Origin of the sequence: Yersinia aleksiciae (assembly GCF_001047675.1) — a bacterium.
Lineage (GTDB): Bacteria > Pseudomonadota > Gammaproteobacteria > Enterobacterales > Enterobacteriaceae > Yersinia > Yersinia aleksiciae.
This window is the reverse complement of record NZ_CP011975.1, coordinates 1,898,503-1,919,012: the sequence shown is the minus strand read 5'-3', so window position 1 is coordinate 1,919,012 and position 20,510 is coordinate 1,898,503. Positions and strand designations below refer to the sequence as shown.

Sequence of the window (20,510 nt, the reverse complement as noted above, 5' to 3'; positions counted from 1 at the left end):
CAACCGCCAAGGGGGTTACAAGCGCGTAACCCCCTTGGAACCCCTGCGCTAGCGCACGTATCGCTTGCCCACTTCGTGGGTACCCTCGGCTCATCATATCGCTGGCGGGACGGTGTGATTCGCAATCCATTGCTCAAGCACACCTCAACCCGCCGTCCATGGCGGGTTGCCCTTGCGACACTCTTCACTCGGCAGCTCAAATGTGCTTTTAACTTCAAAACCTAAAAACAGGATTTTGAATTGGCTTTTGACGTTGAGCGCAATCAGGAATATTGCCGACAAGGATAGAGGGTAGAGTGAGCGGGCAGGACGCCCGCGAAAAGCGCGCTTGAGCAATGGATTGCGAATCGCGCTGGCTCGTCAGCCCGAAAGACGTGGGAGGTTGACCCGCAGGGCAATATTTCGCGCAAGGCGCGGGTGTTGGGCCGCCGCCCTGCGGCCCGACTCGGTTGAGGCCACGAGGGTAAGGTGATCACTGAACAAATATCAACCGAAACCTGATCCATTCCTACCTTCACTCTTCACTCGGCAGCTCAAATGTGCTTTTAACTTCAAAACCTAAAAACAGGATTTTGAATTGGCTTTTGACGTTGAGCGCAATCAGGAATATTGCCGACAAGGATAGAGGGTAGAGTGAGCGGGCAGGACGCCCGCGAAAAGCGCGCTTGAGCAATGGATTGCGAATCGCGCTGGCTCGTCAGCCCGAAAGACGTGGGAGGTTGACCCGCAGGGCAATATTTCGCGCAAGGCGCGGGTGTTGGGCCGCCGCCCTGCGGCCCGACTCGGTTGAGGCCGCGAGGGATAGGTGGTCACTGAACGAATATCAACCGAAACCAGATCCATTCCTACCTTCACTCTTCACTCGGCAGCTCAAATGTGCTTTTAACTTCAAAACCTAAAAACAGGGTTTTGAATTGGCTTTTGACGTCAGGCGCAATCAGGAATATTGCCGACAAGGATAGAGGGTAGAGTGAGCGGGCAGGACGCCCGCGAAAAGCGCGCTTGAGCAATGGATTGCGAATCGCGCTGGCTCGTCAGCCCGAAAGACGCGGGAGGTTGACCCGCAGGGCAATATTTCGCGCAAGGCGCGGGTGTTGGGCCGCCGCCCTGCGGCCCGACTCGGTTGAGGCCGCGAGGGATAGGTGGTCACTAAACGAATATCAACCGAAACCTGATCCATTCCTACCTTCACTCTTCACTCGGCAGCTCAAATGTGCTTTTAACTTCAAAACCTAAAAACAGGGTTTTGAATTGGCCTTTGACGTTGAGCGCAATCAGGAATATTGCCGACAAGGAGAGAGGGTAGAGTGAGCGGGCAGGACGCCCGCGAAAAGCGCGCTTGAGCAATGGATTGCGAATCGCGCTGGCTCGTCAGCCCGAAAGACGCGGGAGGTTGACCCGCAGGGCAATATTTCGCGCAAGGCGCGGGTGTTGGGCCGCCGCCCTGCGGCCCGACTCGGTTGAGGCCACGAGGGTAAGGTGATCACTGAACGAATATCAACCGAAACCTGATCCAATAATCGAACAGATAACATAAACACCTATCAACCGAAACCAGATCCGATCCATCACTCCCATCTATTGTGGTAATTGTTGCCATAACGTTATATTGACGGCAAAATAGCCGACCTGACGCGCTCTGACTGGCATCCTGCCTGAGTGCTTCCCATTTTTTACGTTTATAATTAATAGCTTAATCTATGCAAACTTCATTTTCACCCGCGACGCGTTTAGGTCGACGGGCGCTTTTATTTCCGCTGTGCCTGGTATTATTCGAATTTGCCGCTTATATCGCCAACGATATGATTCAGCCCGGAATGTTGGCAGTCGTGGCCGATTTTAATGCCAGCGTTGAGTGGGTTCCAACATCCATGACCGCTTATTTGGCGGGTGGGATGTTCCTGCAATGGCTGTTGGGGCCACTGTCAGACCGCCGTGGGCGTCGTCCGGTGATGTTGGTCGGCGTGGCGTTCTTTGTGGTGACCTGTCTTGCTATTTTGCTGGTCAATAACATTGAGCAATTTATCGCCATGCGCTTCCTGCAAGGGATCGGTTTGTGCTTTATTGGCGCAGTCGGTTACGCCACGATTCAGGAGTCATTCGAGGAAGCGGTGTGTATCAAAATCACTGCGCTGATGGCCAATGTGGCCTTGATAGCCCCGCTGCTTGGCCCATTGGCCGGTGCGGCGCTGATTCACGTCGCGCCATGGCAGTGGATGTTTGTACTGTTCGCGGTACTGGGCGCAATTTCCTTTGTTGGCTTGTGGCGTGCCATGCCAGAAACCGCGTCGCTGAAAGGCGAGAAATTGTCAGTGGCGGCGATGTGGAGCGACTATAAGCAAGTGCTCGCCAACCGCCGTTTCCTGTGCGGTTCGCTGGCCTTGGGCTTTGCCAGTCTGCCATTGCTGGCGTGGATTGCTCAATCGCCGGTTATTTTGATCAGCGGCGAGCGGCTATCCACTGTCGGGTACGGGGTGCTACAGGTACCGATTTTTGGCGCGCTGATTGTGGGTAACCTGACACTGGCGCGATTGAGCGGCAAAACCTCCATTCCACGGTTGATCCGCTATGGCGCAGGCCCAATGATTATCGGCCTGCTGATTGCAGCCGGTTCCACACTCTACTCATCCCATGCTTATCTCTGGATGACGGCAGGGTTGAGCCTGTATGCCTTTGGTATTGGGCTGGCGAATGCCGGTTTGGTGCGGCTGACACTGTTTGCCAGTGATATCAGCAAAGGGACGGTCTCTGCGGCGATGGGGATGATCAGTATGATGGTCTTCACCTTCGGCATTGAGTTTGCCAAGTTGGCTTACCTGTGGGGCAATAGTGGTATCTTCAATTTATTCAATTTGATCAGCGGCTTGCTGTGGCTGGGCTTGGTGATGATATTTATTCGCCGCCAGCCAGAGACACTCGCGGCAGAATAAAGCGGTGTGAGTTCCCCTCGGAATACCAAGATATCCCGAGGGGAGTCACCGCGTTTTATTGCCTGTTCCCGGCCAATTGCACGACTCGATCCAGTCATTCGCCAAGAATAAAGTCATTAATGATGCTGTCAAAATCCTTATCGCTAATGAAGCCAAGCGCCTTGGCGTAGTGCGCCTCGAAATCCCCCGGCCAAGAGTTGACGATTTTCTCGATCGAAGGGTCTTGCTGCACTTTAATACGATCCGCCACTGCATCCCCCGCGATACGCCGCAAGGCATCAATCATCTGCTGCACCTTGATGGATAACCCCGGCAGGTTAATCACTCGCCCAGATTTCAGCTGGCTGGCACTCAGTTGATGACCGAGGATCAAGTTATTAATCGCCATTTTTGGCGAGAGCAACCACAGCGGTGTTTGCAGGCTAACTGGGCAAATCACGTCGATGCCTTGCAGCGGCTCGCGGATAATACCGCTGGCAAAACTGGAGGCGGCGCGGTTCGGTTTACCGGGGCGAACCACAATAGTTGGCATCCGCAGACTGCGGCCATCAATAAACCCCCGGCGGCTATAATCGGCCAGCAATAAGTCGTTTAAGGCTTTTTGCGTGCCATATGAGCTTTGCGGCGACCACACCTGTTTATCAGGTACTACCGTCGGTAAATCACCGCCAAAGACTGCCACCGAACTGGTAATAATGACTTTCGGACAGTGGCCTAGCTGACGCGCTTGCTCAAATAAATTGCGGGTCGCGTCGAAGTTAACCCGCATACCCAAATCAAAATCTTCCTCAGCCTGACTGGAGACAATCGCCGCCAGATGAAAAACCGTGTCGATCTGTCGATCTAAAACGGTGGCTAGCCATTTGGCATCTGAAATATCACCACAAACGACCTGCACTCGCTCATCCGCGATACCACTCAGCGGTACCACATCACAGGCGATAATTTTATTGATACTGCGCTGATTGCCTTGGCTGTCCGCCAGATAATCTAGCGTCAGTAAGCGCTCAATCAAGCGGCGACCCAGAAAACCTGCGGCTCCCGTGACCATTATGTTCATTGTTTCATCCTTTTTATCTGTGCCGTTAGCGGTTTACTGTCTTGGCCGGCACCAGGAAGACCAGTGCTGCGCCAATAAAGAGCATGGTGGAGATAATCAACATCCCGGTGGTGGTGCTTTGGGTGAGATCTTTCAGGTAGCCCATCATGTAAGGTGCGACAAAGCCCGCCAGGTTGCCCCAAGAGTTAATCAGCGCGATACCGGCAGCAGCGGCGGTGCCACCGAGGAAGGCGGTCGGTAGGCTCCAGAACAGTGGCAACGTACTTAATGCGCCCATCGCCCCCATGGTTAGACCAATCATGGCGATGACGATATTGTCGCTGAAGCTGGCGGAGATAATCATCCCAATCCCCCCCAAGGTGGCGGTGAGGGCTAAATGCCAGCGCCGCTCCCGCAAGCGGTCAGCACTGCGCGATACCACAATCATGGTCAGCGCCGCGGCAGCATAAGGAATGGCACTCAGCAGGCCGATACTCAAGATGCTGGTGACACCGCTGTCTTTAATCAAGGTCGGCAACCAGAAGCCAATGGTGTAAAAACCGGCGATCAGGCAGAAATAGATCAGGGTTAACAGCCACACGCGGGGTTGCAGGAAGATCTCTTTCAAGCTGCTGTGGACGTGATGTTGGGTGTCGTTATCAATATTGGTCTGTAAGATTTTTTTCTCTTCGGCGGTTAACCATTTGGCATGGCCGATGCGATCTGTCAGCTTAAAAATCACCAAAATACCGATTAATACCGAGGGAATGCCTTCCAGAATGAACATCCATTGCCAGCCCGCAAAGCCGTGGAAGCCATTAAAGGCATCCATGATCCAGCCGGATAACGGCGCACCTATCACGCCAGATAATGGCACTGCGGTGGCGAATAGGGCATACATGCGGCCACGACGGTTGGTCGGGAACCAATATGAGATATAAAGAATCACCCCTGGGTAAAAGCCCGCCTCGGCAATCCCCAGTAAGCAGCGCATCACGTAAAATGACATTGGCGTGGTGACGAAAGCCATCCCCGCCGAGATGATGCCCCAGGTGATCATGATGCGCGCGATCCACAGCCGCGCGCCGACCCGATGCAGCATCAGGTTGCTGGGTATCTCCAGAAAGAAGTAAGCGATAAAGAAGATGCCCGCCCCAAAGCCATATACCGCCTCGGAGAACTGTAAGTCATCGGCCATTTGCAGTTTGGCAAAACCGACGTTAACTCGGTCCAGATAAGCGACGACATAACAGAGCATCAGTAAGGGTAAAATGTGCCATGCCGCCTTACGGTAGGCATGATTCTCTGCCGGTAGCACCGTCGGTATCACTGTTGGTTCAGTGGATGTTTCAGACATGATAGAGCCTCATTTTTAATTATTTGTAGGGAACAAGGTTCAGCGATAATCCTTTGGGCTATGGCTGCAGGCGTTGGATAAAAACAAAATGTTAAATTTAGTTATTTAATGTTTGATAAAGTTAAATCTAAGGGATTGGATAACAACTAAATGCGAGTTGACTCACAAATATTAACAGTCGATAACTTAACATCCGTTAAGATACTGATTGTTAGTGTTATTTAAACTTCGAGGTGTTCACGAAAAGCAACATTACTGAGGAGATATCTGCCATAAGCCGCCGCAGGCACCCATAAAGGCGGTGAATAACAAGACCAATGCAATAGAAAATGCCACTGCATTGGCCGATGATGCATGAAAGAATCAAGGGGTGGGGGTTTTGGCGATCAGCAGATGGATGCCCGTATGCTCAAGGGTTTCCAAGGCGGTGAGTGGTATGCCCTCATCAGTAATGATGGTGTCGAAGACGGTCATCGGCAGCGCCAGATAGGTGGCTATCTTGCCGTATTTCGAGGTATCGCACAGCAAAACCCGCTTACGGCTGGCTTCAACAATGGCTTTTTTTACCGCGACTTTATCTTCGCTGGGCGTTGAAAGGCCGCGCATACTCCACGAGGAGGCCGAGATAAAAGCGATATCTATCGACAGATGCCGCAGCGCTTGGGCCGCCGCCTCACCCACGCAGGAGCGGTTTTCACGGCACACCCGCCCACCGGTATGAATCAGCTCACACTGGCTGAATTCCATCAGGTAGTTGGCAATCACAAAATCATTGGTGACCACCAGCAGATCTTGCCGCTCAGCCAGATGCCGCGCTAAGGCCAATGTCGTGGTCCCCGCATCCAGATAAATACAGCTGTTATCCGGTATCTGCTGGGAGGCCAATGCACCAATCGCGGCCTTCTGGCGGCTGTACATCCCCTCTTTATCCTGATGAGAAGGTTCAAACACCAATTTTTCCGGTAGCTGAATCCCACCGGAAACCGAGAGCACCATCCCTTGCTGCTCCAGTTTTTGTACGTCACGGCGGATGGTCATATGGGAGACATGCAGGCGCTCGGTCAGTTCGGCAATGCTGATTGCGCCACGTTCGGCCACCAGTGCCAGTATTTGTTGATGCCGTTCAACAGGGATCACGATGACCTCTTGGTTTGCTCAGAGTGGTAAATAATGTGATTTTACGTCAATTTTCACAAATAAGTGGTGAATTTTTTCGCAACATCACAGGGTTAGGAGGTTTCTGACAGAGTTAACATTTTTTCCCTTGCTGAAGGAAACCAAAATAACATTCGATAAAACAATCAACTAACGTAATTCTCTCCACCTAAAAATAGATTTTCACGTAATTTAAGCTATCTTTAAATGTTAATAACTGTGATGCTGGTCACCGTACCTGCGGGTTAAAGCCCTTACATTTAACACATAAGAACAAATGGCAACTAAAATTAACAAGCATCATGGGGGGGGTTATGAGATTAGGTGTCATTGCTGATGACTTTACTGGCGCGACCGATATTGCCAGTTTTCTGGTCAATAATGGGATGGCGGCGATCCAATTCAATGGCATCCCTGAGAACCCGCCACAGGTTAATGCTCAAGCGCTGGTTGTCAGTCTGAAAACGCGCTCTTGTCCGGTTGATCAAGCGGTATCGCAATCGCTGGCCGCCTTGCAGTGGCTACAACAACAGGGCTGCACTCAGTTTTATTTCAAATACTGCTCCACCTTCGACAGCACCCCGCAAGGCAATATTGGCCCCGTGATCGATGCATTGCTGGCGGCACTTGGGGAACTGCACACGGTTATCTCCCCTGCGCTGCCCGTCAATGGGCGCACAGTTTATCAGGGCTACCTGTTTGTGATGGATCAGTTGTTGGCTGAATCGGGGATGAAAAACCACCCAGTGACGCCCATGACAGAGAGCAATCTGCTGCGGCTGATCGAAGCGCAAGCCTGTGGTCGTGCAGGGCTGGTGGCTGCTAGCGTGATGGATCAGGGAGCCGAGGCCGTTTGCCAGCAACTCCAACAACTGTATGACAACGGCGTCAGTTATGGGGTGCTGGACTGCCTGAATGAGCAGCATCTGCTGACCCAAGGCCATGCGCTACACAAGATGAAGCTGGTCACTGGCGGATCTGGGCTGGCGCTGGGTCTGGCCCGTCACTGGGCTAGCACCGCCCCGCAACACTCCTTCGCCACCGCAGCGGGCAAACCACAAGGGCAGCGGGTCGTAGTGCTCTCTGGCTCCTGCTCCACCATGACCAATCAACAAGTGGCGCTCTATCAGCAGAAAGCCCCCGCCAAAGCCATCGATATTGCCCAGTGTATGGGGAGCGAGGAACAGCGGGCGGCTTATGCCGAACAACTCAGCCAGTGGGTGCAATCTCATGGTGCGGAGACCCTTGCCCCATTGATCTACGCCACCGCCCAACCCGCTGTTTTGCAACAGATTCAGCAGCAGTATGGCATGGCGATCGCCAGTCAGGGTATTGAGCAGCTGTTTGCTCTACTGGCGGTGCGCCTACAGCAGGTGGGGTTCTCACGCTTTATTGTCGCCGGGGGTGAGACCTCTGGCGTGGTGTGTCAGGCACTGGCGATCGACGCTTTCTACATTGGTCCCAGCATCTCCCCCGGCGTGCCTTGGGTGAGATCAATCAACCCCAACGTCCCAATTTCACTGGCCTTAAAATCCGGCAATTTTGGCGACGAGGACTTTTTCGCCAGAGCACAATTGGCGTTCCCAGTATGACTGACGTTTCCACTATATGACTGACGTTTCCACTATATGACTGGCGTTTCCACTACGATTGGAGTGACCACAATGATTGAAGATTCCACCGTCCATGAACAGCAGGCGCGTGACAGTTTGGTGCGTTTGGGGGCCTCGTTCTTCCAGCGGGGTTATGCCACCGGATCCGCCGGTAATCTCTCCCTGCAACTGGCTGATGGCTCGATTCTGGCCACACCCACCGGATCATGTCTGGGGGAGCTGCAACCGGAGCGGCTATCGAGGGTCAGCTGGCTGGGGGAGTGGTTATCCGGCGATAAGCCCTCGAAAGAGGTGAGTTTCCATCTGGCGCTCTACCATAATAACCCCGAATGCAAAGCGGTGGTTCATCTGCACAGCACCTATCTGACGGCGCTTTCCTGCCTGCAAGATTTGGACCCGCACAATGCCATCAAGCCCTTCACCCCTTATCTAGTGATGCGGGTCGGCAAACTGCCCGTGGTGCCTTATTATCGGCCGGGGGATAAGCGTTTAGGTGAGGATCTGGCGCGGCTAGCCCCCCATCACACCGCGTTTTTGTTAGCGAATCATGGTTCGGTGGTGATTGGCAAAGATCTGCGCGCGGCGGCAGACAATACCGAAGAGTTGGAAGAGACCGCCAAGCTGATTTTCACTCTCGGCAACCGCAAAATACGCTATTTAACTGACGAAGAAGTTGCCGAATTACGGAGTTGAGTCATGCCCAAGTTTGCTGCTAACTTATCGATGCTGTTTAACGAGGTGCCGTTTCTGGCGCGTTTTAAAGCTGCTGCCGATGCCGGTTTTAAGGCGGTGGAGTTTTTGTTCCCTTATGACTACCCCGCCGACCAATTAGCGGCGCAATTGCAGCAGCACAGACTACATTTGGCGCTGTTTAATACTCCGCCCGGTCAGCCACTGAGTGGCGAGTGGGGGTTGGCGGCGCTGCCAGGGCGCGAGGCGCAGGCGCGGCAGGATATCGATCGGGCGCTGGAGTATGCCCTCGCCTTAAACTGCTCTTCGATACATGTGATGGCGGGTATTGTGCCGCCGAGTGCCGATCGCGCTGCGTATCAGCAGACATTTATCGACAATATCCGCTATGCGGCTGAGAAGTGCGCTCCGCATCAAATCAACATTTTGATTGAAGCGCTCAGCCCGCAGGTGAAGCCCCACTATCTGTTCTCCAGCCAATATCAGACCCACGAACTGCTGTCGTTAATTGACCGTGGCAATGTGTTTATGCAGTTGGATTTGTTCCACGCACAGTTGGTGGACGGCAACCTCACGCAGTTAATCGAGGATTTCGCTGGGCGCTACGCCCATATCCAGATCGCCTCGGCCCCCCATCGCCATGAACCGGATGACGGGGAGATCAACTACACCTATCTATTTGATTTGCTAAATAAGGTTGGCTATCAAGGCTGGATTGGTTGTGAATATCACCCCAAAACCGACACCTTGGCGGGATTGGGGTGGATCAAGAAATATCTCAATTCATAGCCGAAAACAGCCCACTGTCGCGCAAGATATGGTCATTGCCTCGGCGGCGGGTAAATCCGCTGCGGTCAAAGAATTCGAGGATTTGAATCGCCAGCTTGCGGCCCACACCTAATCTGTCGCGGAAATCCGCGGCGCAGGCGCTGCCCTGAGTGGCATCCAACTCTCGGACCAAATCGGCGAACTGCTCAATACGCTGACTCAGATAGTAGCGATCCGGCACGATGGCCGTGATGTGGCCCAGTTGCGCCGCTTTACGCAGTAGTGCGCGCATCTCGCCTTCATCCATCTGCAACTCCGCCGCTAAATCACGCACCCACCACGGAGAATCCGCAAAATAGGGGGCGACTCGCTGCCACTGCGCCTGCTCCTGCTCGGTAAACCCCAGCCCGTGCGCTGGCAGATGCAGCCAGCCACGACTATTTTTTAGCTCCCCTTGCGTCAGCAAGTGATCGATCAGCCGGAAGACCAGTCCTTCATCCAACGTCGGCAAGGCCATGCGCCGCAAGCGCGCGCGCCCTAATCCCAACTGGTCGCCATGCTGCTGATGATAAAGGCACAAGACATGCAGCAGGGTTTGCTGCGCCTGCTGAGCATGGGGCTGCGACAGCACGATATCACCGGCGACCACGCTCTCCGTTCCCGCCAGCAGTGCCGCCATATCAGGTTCAGTCAACTGGCGCGCCCAACTGAAGCTACGCAAGGAAACTGGCCCTTGCGCCAAGTGTAAATCCAGTACTTCGTGGTCAGTATTAGCCTGCGCCAACGCCGTTAACCAGGCTAAATAGGCGGGTTGACGTTTACCCCGTTTCGGCACCGACAGATGGATCACCCGTGCGCCGCCTAAGGTTCTCTTCGCCGCGATATCCCGCAAAATAAGGCGGTCGTTTTCGGCCAGCCACAGGGGGTGATCCAGCAGTAGCTCAGCCAGTATCAGTGGGGATGAGTTATCCGTGGATGGGTGATCAATGGATAGGTTGTCGTCAGGGGAGGGTGGATTCGTCAGCAGCGAAAAACGTCCGGTAATGTGGCTGGCGGCGTGGTGCAGATGCAGCGGCTGCCAGTGCTGTATTGGCAGGTCGGCATCGACCACCACCAGCACCCGCTCCACCGCTTCAGGGGGTTGTTGCGCTAACAGCCAGTCGCCGCGATTGATCTGCGCCTTGCTGATATCACCGCTGATATTCAGGGCAATACGTTGGCCTGCCTGCGCCTGTTGGGTATCTTGATTTTGGGCATGAATGCCTCGCACCCGCACCGGACCATCACTGCCGGTGAGCCATAAGGTATCACCCACCGCCACTTTGCCTGCCAGTGCGGTGCCAGTGACCACCAAACCGGCCCCTTTCACGCTAAATGCCCGGTCGATCGCGAGGCGAAAACGCCGTTGTAATCGGCCATGGGCGTTGTCTTGCTGATGACATTGCGCCAGATGTTCGCGCAATTCACTGATGCCACGGTCAGCGGTGGCGGCGGTCACAAACAGGGTCACTTGCTCTGGCTGCCAGCCTTGCGCAATCAGTTCCGCCATCACCTGCTGGCGCACCTGCGCGATGCGCTCATCATCCACCCGATCCGCTTTGGTTAGCGCAACAGTGAGGGTCGGGCGACCCGTGAGCCGTAAAATCGCCAGATGCTCATGGGTTTGCGCCATGACGCCATCATCACATGCCACCACCAGCAAGGCATGATCAATACCGCCCACGCCCGCCAACATATTGGCTAAGAATTTTTCATGACCGGGAACATCAATAAAGCCGAGAATGGAGCCATCAGGCTGCGGCCAATAGGCATAGCCGAGATCAATGGTCATCCCACGCTGTTTTTCTTCCGGTAAGCGGTCAGCATCGACCCCGGTAATCGCCTGTAAAAGTGTGGTTTTGCCATGGTCGACATGGCCTGCTGTAGCAATAATCATGGTGCCAATTCCCTGAGCAACGCTGTTTCATCCTCCAAACAGCGCAAGTCTAACCATAAACGCCCGTCAGCCACTCGGCCAATCACTGGCTTCACCAATCCACGCCAGCGTGCTGTCAGTGCTTCCAACGTGCGCCCGCTGCCATCGTTAGGCGCAAAGGTTACGGCCCAACTGGGTAAGCGGTCAACCGGTAATGAGCCGCTACCGATCTGCGACAAACAGGGTTCCACTGCCAAGGTAAAATCAGCGCGATAGCGATCACTCAGTGCCGCCAGTACCCGTTGTGCACTCTCGGCGATAGCGTCTATCGGGCGGGTCAGTAGCCGCATCGTGGGCAGCAGCTCCGTGAGCCGATCGGGCTGTTGATAGAGGCGTAAGGTGGCATCCAGCGCGGCGAGCGTCATTTTATCAGCCCGCAGTGCTCGCTTGAGCGGATGCTGCTGTAAGCGCTCAATCCACTGTTTTTTGCCGAGGATAATCCCCGCCTGTGGCCCGCCCAGCAATTTGTCACCGGAGAAGGTGACCAAATCCACCCCTGCGGCAATCAATTGCTGTGGCATCGGTTCTGCGGGTAAGCCATAGCGGGTCATATCCACCAGTGAACCACTGCCGAGATCGGTGGCGGTCGGAATGGCGAACTCTTGCCCCAAGGCCACCAGTTGCGGCTCGGCAACGGCAGCGGTGAAGCCTGCAATGCTGTAATTGCTGGTGTGCACTTTCATCAGCAGGCCAGTCTGCTCATTGATGGCCTGGCGGTAATCTTTTAGGTGGGTGCGGTTGGTGGTGCCCACTTCAACCAGTTCACAGCCCGCCTGTCGCATGACATCAGGGATGCGAAACGCGCCGCCAATCTCCACCAGCTCACCGCGTGAAACCACCACTTGCTTGCCCGTCGCCATCACCGTCAGCATCAACAGCACCGCCGCAGCATTGTTATTGACGATGCAGGCATCTTCTGCGCCAGTCAGTTCGCAGAGCAGATCGGCCACCGCGCGATCACGATGCCCACGGCCTGCGCCGCTCAGGGAGTATTCAAGGGTGACCGCACCGCGCATGGCATCATTCACCGCCGCAATGGCCGATTCCGCCAGTGCCGCACGACCCAAATTGGTGTGCAGGACGGTGCCAGAGAGGTTAAAGACCGGTTTTAATGCGGGCTGACGTTGATTCAACCGCTGACGTAAGGCCGCAGGCCAGTCCGTGCACCAATCCGCCAGCGAATGAAACTGGCTTATGTATTCACGGGCTTCGCATTGCATCTGACGCAGGGTATCGGTCAATAGCGCAGGACCATATTCTGCCAGTAACGGGGCCATTGCTGGCTCCCGTAGCAGGCGGTCAATGGCCGGTAACTGGCTGTAAAGGTGGTGTGGTTCAGTGCTCATAGTCACGCAGGTCGCCAAATCTGGGGAATAGGTTATTCTCCGGGAAACACAAACGGATTGATACTGCTGCGCGCGAAACCTTCGCCTTCCATCTTAGCGTCTAGGATCAGCGAGGCCAGATCATCCGCCACCGCTTCTACCTGCGGATCTTTTTCCTGATACAGAATTTTCAGGTAAGTGCCACAATCGCCACAACTTTCCGCTTTCACGGCGGCATTCTCGCTGTCCAGCGACCAGTAGTTCAAATCGCGGGTCTGTTCGCAGTTGCTGCACTTAATCCGCACCACATGCCACTCGCTTTCGCACAGATTACAGTGCAAATAGCGTAAGCCATTGTGGGTGCCGATATGGACCACACTGGAGACCGGAATACTGCCGCATACTGGGCAGAATTGACGGTGCTCACCATATTCCGCGCGGGCTTTGCCGGGAATTTGGCTGGCCATCTGCGCCCAGTACAATGATAGTGCAGCCCAGATAAAGGGCGCCTTTTCGCTGCCGATCTGCGCAAATTCGCGATTTAACAGTGCATCGGCATAGAGTTCAAGCTCATGGACCGACGCTTTCTCCAGATTATCCAGCACCGCCAGAATATGATCCGGTGCATCAGGGCGCAGTTCGGCAATTAACGCGGAGAGCAGCTTGCGCCAATGTTCGGTGCGTGGAAAGACGCTCAAATCCAGTGGCGGTTTGCCGCTGGCCGCGGACTGTTCCAGCTCGGCTTTCATGTCCAACACCAACGGATGGTCATGGAGTGCCTTTTGCTGCGCTTGGGTAATTTTAGCCGCAAAATCCAGATAATCTGACAGCGGGTTATCCAGCGCCAACTGCTGTAAACGTTCAGTGCGCCGGGTATACAGGCTTTTTAAATTCGCGAAAAGTAACGGCGGGATATTCCCCGCCGTTGTACCTTTTTCGCTTTGTTTTCCCAACTGATCTTTAGGGACAATGCGAATACTCATCAGGGTTTCTCTTCCTGTTTTTTCTGAAGTTGCCGTTTGGCGTTCACCTCACGATACCAGCGCGGATGGTGCTTTTTCGCCCATGCTGCCGGTACCCAACCTTCGACCATCGCGGTTATGGTGCCCTTCACCCACAGGGCGGCGTAGATATGCACCATAATCACCAGAATCAACACTACAGCCGACAGCGAATGCACCAGCAACGCCAGACGAATCAGCGGGATGGGGAACGAGGGCGCAAAGTAAGGCCGCCAAATCACCACGCCACTGGCCAGCAGCAGCACCAGACTGATAATAGCAGCCCAGAATACGCATTTCTGTCCGAAATTATAGCGTCCAGTATCGCCCACTTCCTCATTCATGGCGATTTTATGGATATTTTTAGCCCACTCCAGATCTTCCTTGTTAATCAGGTTATGTTTCCAGTAGCGGAAAAACATGATCAGGAAGGCGGCGAACATAATCACCCCGGCGAAGGGGTGAAGGATGCGTGCCAGCTGTGGTGTACCAAAAATATTCATCAGCCAGTTAAATGACGGGAAGAAGAACCCCAAACCACTGATCGCCGCCAGCATAAAGCAGAAGGCCACTATCCAGTGGTTGATACGCTCCGGCGCACTGTAGCGCTGGATCCGTTTCTCTTTTTTCATTTCCGCGTCTCCCCGTCGTCTGAGTGTTCAGCGGTGGTTGCCTCTGGTGCCTTGTCGGTGGTTTCGGTTGGTGTGGCGTCCGGCTTATCGCCTTCCTCCTCTTCTTCCTCAACCCGATTCGGGCCGACCCCCACGTAGTGGAAGATACTGGCGGCAAAGGTGGCCGCAAAGCCAATCGCTGCCAGTGGTTTCCAGATGCCCTTCCAGAAGGTGATCGTTGGGCTGATGGTGGGGTTGTCCGGCAGGCCATGATAGAGCTGAGGTTTATCCGCATGATGCAGCACATACATCACGTGAGTACCGCCAACGCCCGCAGGGTCATACAACCCGGCGTTATCAAAGCCACGGGTTTTCAGCTCCGCGACACGGCCAGCGGCTACCTCTTTCATCGACTCTTTGGTGCCAAAGTGAATCGCGCCCGTCGGGCAGGTTTTCACACAGGCGGGTTCCTGGCCGACACCCACACGGTCGACACACAGGGTACATTTGTACACTCGGTTGTCGTCTTTGTTCATGCGCGGCACATCGAACGGGCAACCGGCGATGCAGTAGCCACAGCCGATACAGTGTTCTGACTGGAAATCGACGATACCATTCGCATACTGAATGATAGCCCCTTCCGACGGACATGCCTTCAGGCAGCCCGGATCAGCGCAGTGCATGCAGCCATCCTTACGGATCAGCCACTCCAGCTTGCCGCTCTCTTCGTCTTCGATTTCAGAGAAACGCATCACCGTCCATGATTTAGCGGTCAAATCGGCAGGGTTATCGTACACCCCGACGTTATGGCCCACTTCATCACGGATATCGTTCCACTCCGAGCACGCCACCTGACAGGCTTTACAGCCGATACAGGTGGTGACGTCGATAAGCTTCGCCACCTGTTCCTGATGGTTACGATCCTGTGGCGGCGGCGTAAGGGAGTTGGTGCCGGAGCGCCGGATAATGTCTTGAGTTTGCAGTGACATAGATTCTCTCCGTTACACCTTTTCCACGTTGACCAAGAACGCCTTGAACTCTGGCGTTTGCGTATTGGCATCACCGACAAATGGCGTCAGTGTGTTAGCCAGGAAGCCTTTTTTCGCTACCCCCTCGAATCCCCAGTGAATCGGGATGCCAATGGTGTCCACTTCTTGTCCGTGGACATTCAGTGTGCGAATACGTTTGGTCACCACCGCCTTGGCTTTGATATAGCCTCGGTTGGAGCTGACCTTCACGGTATCTCCCTGCTTGATGCCCTTCTTCGCGGCCAGTTTTTCGCCAATTTCCACAAACTGTTCCGGCTGAGCGATGGCATTAAGCAGCGCATGCTTGGTCCAGTAGTGGAAATGCTCAGTCAGACGATAGGTAGTACCGACGTACGGGAATTGCTCATGAGAACCCATCGCGGCCAGATCGTCTTTAAAGACGCGGGCGGCCGGGTTGGATATCACATTCGGATGCAGCGGGTTGGTACCCAGCGGCGTTTCGAATGGCTCATAGTGTTCCGGGAATGGCCCTTCCGCCATTTTGTCGATGGCAAACAGGCGGCCCATCCCTTCAGGCTGCATGATAAACGGCCCAACATCACTGCCCGGTGCGGCGGCACTGTAGTCGGCAACATCAATACCGGTCCACTTGGCCCCATCCCACTCCAGCAACTGACGCTTTGGATCCCACGGCTTACCTTGCGGGTCAGCGGAAGCACGGTTGTATAGAATGCGGCGGTTAAGCGGCCATGCCCACGCCCAGCCCAGCGTATTGCCGAGGCCCGATGGGTCGGCGTTATCGCGGCGTGCCATCTGGTTACCGGCGGGTGTCCAGCTACCGGCAAAGATCCAGCAACCGCTGGCGGTGGTGCCGTCATCACGCAGATGTGCGAAGGTACTGAGCTGCTCGCCTTTTTTGACCAGTACTTTGCCGTCGGCATCAGTGATATCAGCTAGCGCACGACCATTACTCTCCTGCGCCACCTCTTCTGGCTCTGGATTGTCCGGTGTCAGGTAATCCCAGGTCATATTGAGCACCTGTTCTGGCACCGCGCCACCTTCGCGGCGGTACTGCTCACGCAGACGCATAAAGATGCCCGCCAGAATGGCGCCATCGTTTAGCGCCTGTCCCGGTGCATCTGCGCCTTTCCAGTGCCATTGCAGCCAGCGGCTGGAGTTGACGATAGAACCGTTCTCTTCAGCGAAGCAGCTGGATGGCAAGCGGAACACTTCCGTTTGAATTTTCGATGGATCGACATCGTTAAATTCACCGTGGTTTTGCCAGAAGTTCGCGGTTTCCGTATTGAGCGGATCAATGGTGACCAGGAATTTCAGTTTCGACAGTGAAGCGACCACTTTGTTTTTGTTCGGGAACGACGCCAGCGGGTTAAAGCCCTGGCAGATATAGCCATTCACTTTACCCTGCGACATCATTTCGAAATACTGCAAGACGTCGTAGCCTTTATCCCACTTCGGCAACCAGTCGTAACCCCAGCTATTCTCTTTCTGGGCTTTATCGCCGTAGAAACTTTTCATCAAACTGACGAAGAATTTCGGGTAGTTACTCCAGTAGTTCACCTGGCCCGGCAGCAGGGTTTTTGGCGTATTGGCCTTGAGATAGGTATCAATGTCCGGCTGCTTTTCTGACGGTAGATTCAGGTAACCCGGCAGGCTTTGTGACAGCAAGCCAAGGTCGGTTAACCCCTGAATGTTGGAGTGACCGCGTAAAGCGTTAATGCCGCCGCCCGCCATCCCCATATTGCCCAGCAACAGCTGAATCATCGCCATGGTGCGGATGTTCTGCGCGCCGACCGAGTGCTGTGTCCAGCCCAAGGCATATAGGAAGGTGGCGGTTTTATCGGACACACTGGTTTCGGCGAGATATTCGCAAACCTGCAAGAAATCGTCTTTTGGTGTGCCGCAAATGTTGGATACCACCTCCGGCGTATAGCGGCTGACATGCTGTTTCAGCAGGTTCCACACGCAACGCGGGTCTTGCAGGGTGACGTCCCGTTTGGCAAAACCGTTCTCGTCCAACTGATAGTTCCAGCTGGTTTTATCGTATTTGCGGTTTTCGGCGTCATAACCACTGAATAAACCCTCTTCGAAGGTAAAGTCTTCCCGCACCAGCAAGCTGGCGTTGGTATAGGCTTCGACGTATTCACGGTTAATTTTTTCGTGGGTCATCAGGTACAACAATACGCCGGACAGGAACGCAATATCGGTACCGGAACGGATTGGCGTATAGAAGTCAGCCACCGAAGCAGTACGGGTAAAGCGCGGGTCTATCACCAGCAGCTTGGCATTGTTGTGGATTTTGGCTTCCATCGCCCAGCGGAACCCCACCGGATGCGCTTCTGCCGCATTACCGCCCATGACGATAATCAAATTCGCGTTCTTAATGTCAACCCAGTGGTTGGTCATCGCACCGCGACCAAATGTTGGAGCAAGACTTGCTACCGTTGGTCCGTGTCAGACACGTGCTTGGTTGTCTACGGCAAGCATGCCGAGAGCGCGACTAAATTTCTGGGTCAAATAACCCGTTTCGTTACTGGATGCCGAAGCACACAGCATACCGGTGCTCAGCCAACGGTTGACGGTCACGCCCGCGTCGTTGGTCTTAATGAAGTTCGCATCCCGGTCCTCTTTCATCAACTTGGCAATGCGGTCAAAGGCATCATCCCAGGTGATTCGCTGCCATTTGTCCGAACCTGGCGCGCGGTATTCTGGGTATTTCAGGCGGCTTTCGCTGTGGATGAAATCCACCAGCCCTGCTCCTTTTGGGCAAAGTGCGCCACGGTTGACCGGATGATCTGGGTCCCCTTCGATATGGAAAATACTCTCTTTAGCGTTTTTCGCGCCGTCGCCGAGGCTATACATCAAAAGCCCGCAACCGACAGAGCAATATGTGCAGGTATTCCGCGTTTCACGGGCACGCAGCAATTTGTAATTGCGCGTTTCCGCCAGCGCCACTGACGGCGCAAAGCCGAGTGCCGCGACCGTGGTTCCCGCCATACCGCCAGCGCAGATCTTAAAGAACTGCCTTCTGCTGACCTGCATGGGTCTCTCCTTCATCTCACGATTGTCACATTGTTGAAATTTAAAATTCAGTTCGCGCTTCCCTCAACGAAATAGGAGACGCTAAAATCGCTTACGCGATATCACGCTTTGCAGTGTGGGATACATTTCTAAAACAACGATACGTAGCCACACTATTCTTAATGTGAATGTTACCACATTGTGATTATGGGTTATAACTTTCAGGACCGCATAGTGAGCCAGATCAAACCTTCAGAAAATGACCTCACCACCGAAATTTGCGGTGCCAAGCGACTTAACGTGCTACAGCGCCATCAAATGACAGCACCACAATTGGATTGGCTGGCGGAAGAAGTGCCGGTAGCTCTGGTCTATAATGGTATTTCTCATGTGGTGATGATGGCAACCCCGAAGGATTTGGACGCCTTCGCGTTGGGATTTTCGCTGTCGGAAGGCATTATTAGTGCACCGCAAGAGATCTATGCCATTGATGTCACCCCAGGCTGTAACGGCATAGAAGTTAACATTGAGTTATCAAGCCGCCGTTTTGCCGGGTTGAAAGAGCGCCGCCGAGCGATGGCAGGCCGTACTGGTTGTGGTGTCTGCGGTATTGAGCAACTGGAGGATATCTTCCGCCCAATCTCCCCGCTATCTTTCACGCAAACCTTCAATTTGAATCAATTAGACAGCGCCCTTGCGCAGCTCAAGCAGGTGCAAACCGTGGGTCAGTTGACGGGGTGCACCCATGCTGCCGCGTGGATCACTCCGCAAGGTGAATTATTGGGGGGGTGCGAAGATGTGGGCCGCCATGTGGCGCTGGATAAGCTGCTGGGAATACGGGCCAAACAGCCGTGGCAACAAGGCGCGGTGCTGGTCTCCAGCCGGGCCAGTTATGAAATGGTGCAGAAAACCGCTATGTGCGGCGCAGAGATTTTATTTGCTGTTTCAGCTGCCACAACCTTAGCGGTTGAAGTCGCCGAGCGCTGTAATTTAACCTTGGTTGGCTTCAGTAAACCGGGCCGTGCCACGATTTATACTCATCCGCAGCGAATTTGCGAATAGAAAGACCACATTATTAGTACGGCATTGATAATCATTTTCAATATCATTTAATTAACTATAATGATCCGAACGCTTACGCGGTGCTCACTTTTTTGCACCGCCCTACACCTACGGAGACGATGATTATGAGTTACTCACTGCCATCCCTGCCTTATGCTTATGATGCTTTAGAACCCCACTTCGATAAGCAGACGATGGAAATCCATCACACCAAACACCACCAAACCTATGTTAACAATGCAAACACGGTGTTGGAGAGCTTCCCTGAGCTGACTAAACTGAGCGTTGAAGAGCTGATCCAAGATCTGGATAAAGTCCCAGCTGAAAAACGCACCTTTATGCGTAACAACGCCGGCGGTCACGCTAACCACAGCCTGTTCTGGAAGGGCCTGAAACTGGGCACCACTCTGACCGGTGATCTGAAAGCCGCTATTGAGCGCGATTTCGGTAGCGTAGAGAAATTCCAAGCCACATTTGAGCAAGCTGCCGCCACCCGTTTCGGTTCTGGCTGGGCTTGGCTGGTACTGAAAGCTGACGGCAAACTGGCCGTGGTTTCTACCGCTAACCAAGATAGCCCGCTGATGGGTGAAGCCGTTGCTGGCGCGTCAGGCTTCCCAATTGTGGGCCTGGATGTGTGGGAACACGCTTACTACCTGAAATTCCAAAACCGTCGCCCAGACTACATCAAAGCTTTCTGGAACGTGGTTAACTGGGATGAAGCAGCAGCGCGTTTCGCTCAAGGCAAGTAATTAATCAGCACCGCGCATTCGTGCCTTAACCCGCACGTTTCCGGGACTCGATCGATGCCAGCAAGGTTCTCCTTGCTGGCATTTTTATTGCCCATTTCATTGCTAAAGTTTAGCCAATTCCTGCCGATAGATTGTACAAGAGGGACACTGATATTTATGGCATGAGTCTATGAGTCATGGCCCCATAAATGTCGCCACATAAACGTT

Annotated in this window: 15 protein-coding genes; 6 read left to right on the top strand and 9 right to left on the bottom strand. The window is 54.0% G+C overall.

The window, feature by feature from the left end; all coding sequences use genetic code 11:
- Nucleotides 1–1,700: 1,700 nt before the first annotated feature.
- A complete protein-coding gene (locus ACZ76_RS08760; protein WP_048618548.1) occupies nt 1,701–2,930 on the top strand; it encodes an MFS transporter in 1,230 nt (409 codons plus the stop codon).
- 94 nt (nt 2,931–3,024) lie between these two features.
- On the opposite strand, the gene denD is transcribed toward ACZ76_RS08760, so the two are convergent.
- From denD to ygbI, 3 genes are all read right to left on the bottom strand, one after another.
- Entirely contained in the window at nt 3,025–3,990 is a 966-nt protein-coding gene (gene denD, locus ACZ76_RS08755) for a D-erythronate dehydrogenase (RefSeq protein ID WP_048618546.1), read from the bottom strand.
- 25 nt (nt 3,991–4,015) lie between these two features.
- Nucleotides 4,016–5,326: an MFS transporter gene (locus tag ACZ76_RS08750; protein WP_048618544.1), complete on the bottom strand. Its 1,311-nt coding sequence runs from the start codon at nt 5,324–5,326 to the stop codon at nt 4,016–4,018.
- Between the two features lie 363 nt (nt 5,327–5,689).
- Nucleotides 5,690–6,463 carry a DNA-binding transcriptional repressor YgbI gene (gene ygbI, locus ACZ76_RS08745; RefSeq protein WP_048618543.1) on the bottom strand — a complete coding sequence of 258 codons (774 nt, stop codon included), beginning with the start codon at nt 6,461–6,463 and terminating at the stop codon, nt 5,690–5,692.
- A gap of 332 nt (nt 6,464–6,795) precedes the next feature.
- On the opposite strand from ygbI, the gene otnK reads away from it, so the two are divergent.
- The 3 genes from otnK (at nt 6,796) to otnI (ending at nt 9,573) form a co-directional block, all read left to right on the top strand.
- Nucleotides 6,796–8,073 (top strand): 3-oxo-tetronate kinase, encoded by a 1,278-nt coding sequence (gene otnK / locus ACZ76_RS08740; protein WP_048618541.1) that lies wholly within the window; start codon nt 6,796–6,798, stop codon nt 8,071–8,073.
- A gap of 72 nt (nt 8,074–8,145) precedes the next feature.
- Nucleotides 8,146–8,787 (top strand): 3-oxo-tetronate 4-phosphate decarboxylase, encoded by a 642-nt coding sequence (gene otnC, locus ACZ76_RS08735; RefSeq protein WP_048618539.1) that lies wholly within the window; start codon nt 8,146–8,148, stop codon nt 8,785–8,787.
- Nucleotides 8,788–8,790: 3 nt separating this feature from the next.
- Nucleotides 8,791–9,573, top strand: coding sequence for a 2-oxo-tetronate isomerase (gene otnI, locus ACZ76_RS08730; RefSeq protein ID WP_048618538.1), 783 nt, complete (start codon nt 8,791–8,793; stop codon nt 9,571–9,573).
- Here otnI and selB read toward each other — a convergent pair.
- Genes selB through fdnG form a run of 6 tightly spaced genes read right to left on the bottom strand, consistent with a single transcriptional unit; the run spans nt 9,563 to nt 18,513 of the window.
- Nucleotides 9,563–11,488 carry a selenocysteine-specific translation elongation factor gene (selB, locus tag ACZ76_RS08725; protein ID WP_048618536.1) on the bottom strand — a complete coding sequence of 642 codons (1,926 nt, stop codon included), beginning with the start codon at nt 11,486–11,488 and terminating at the stop codon, nt 9,563–9,565. The two genes, otnI and selB, sit on opposite strands and share 11 nt — an antisense overlap.
- The gene (gene selA / locus ACZ76_RS08720; protein ID WP_048618534.1) at nt 11,485–12,873 is read right to left on the bottom strand and encodes an L-seryl-tRNA(Sec) selenium transferase; all 1,389 of its coding nucleotides are present in this window, start codon (nt 12,871–12,873) and stop codon (nt 11,485–11,487) included. Before selA ends, selB begins: the two co-directional genes overlap by 4 nt.
- A 32-nt stretch (nt 12,874–12,905) precedes the next feature.
- Nucleotides 12,906–13,835, bottom strand: coding sequence for a formate dehydrogenase accessory protein FdhE (gene fdhE, locus ACZ76_RS08715; RefSeq protein ID WP_048618532.1), 930 nt, complete (start codon nt 13,833–13,835; stop codon nt 12,906–12,908).
- Nucleotides 13,835–14,485, bottom strand: coding sequence for a formate dehydrogenase cytochrome b556 subunit (fdoI, locus tag ACZ76_RS08710; protein ID WP_048618530.1), 651 nt, complete (start codon nt 14,483–14,485; stop codon nt 13,835–13,837). Before fdoI ends, fdhE begins: the two co-directional genes overlap by 1 nt.
- Nucleotides 14,482–15,453 carry a formate dehydrogenase subunit beta gene (gene fdxH, locus ACZ76_RS08705; protein ID WP_048618528.1) on the bottom strand — a complete coding sequence of 324 codons (972 nt, stop codon included), beginning with the start codon at nt 15,451–15,453 and terminating at the stop codon, nt 14,482–14,484. Before fdxH ends, fdoI begins: the two co-directional genes overlap by 4 nt.
- Before the next feature lie 12 nt (nt 15,454–15,465).
- Nucleotides 15,466–18,513 carry a formate dehydrogenase-N subunit alpha gene (gene fdnG / locus ACZ76_RS08700; protein ID WP_144413901.1) on the bottom strand — a complete coding sequence of 1,016 codons (3,048 nt, stop codon included), beginning with the start codon at nt 18,511–18,513 and terminating at the stop codon, nt 15,466–15,468.
- Nucleotides 18,514–18,699: 186 nt separating this feature from the next.
- On the opposite strand from fdnG, the gene fdhD reads away from it, so the two are divergent.
- Both fdhD and sodA read left to right on the top strand, forming a co-directional pair.
- A complete protein-coding gene (fdhD, locus tag ACZ76_RS08690; RefSeq protein WP_048618524.1) occupies nt 18,700–19,554 on the top strand; it encodes a formate dehydrogenase accessory sulfurtransferase FdhD in 855 nt (284 codons plus the stop codon).
- 125 nt (nt 19,555–19,679) lie between these two features.
- Nucleotides 19,680–20,303 carry a superoxide dismutase [Mn] gene (gene sodA, locus ACZ76_RS08685; protein ID WP_048618522.1) on the top strand — a complete coding sequence of 208 codons (624 nt, stop codon included), beginning with the start codon at nt 19,680–19,682 and terminating at the stop codon, nt 20,301–20,303.
- Nucleotides 20,304–20,510 lie beyond the last annotated feature (207 nt).